Annotated in this window: 1 protein-coding gene; it reads right to left on the reverse strand. The window is 59.1% G+C overall.

Going from position 1 to position 230, the window contains the following annotated elements:
* The coding region (locus C661_RS23280) for a transposase (protein WP_192812679.1) at window positions 1–230 on the reverse strand (230 nt) is incomplete at both ends.

Here is a 230-nt window from a genome sequence, read left to right on the forward strand (position 1 = left end):
CAGCTCGTGTTTCTCCAGCAAGCGGCGGAAGTTGAGAATGGTGGTTTCGTCGGGGATGCGCTCCAGGTTCAGCCCGGCAAACTGGCGCAGGATCGTGGTTTCGTACAGCGCTTCCTCCATCGCTGGATCGCTGTAGCCGAACCAGTTCTGCAGCAGATGCACACGCAGCATCGCCATCAACGGGTAGGCCGGACGGCCACCTTCACCTTTCGGATAATGTGGCTCGATCA

Source organism: Clostridium tunisiense TJ, from assembly GCF_000300195.1.
In the GTDB taxonomy this organism is placed as follows: Bacteria; Bacillota; Clostridia; order Clostridiales; family Clostridiaceae; genus Clostridium_J; species Clostridium_J tunisiense.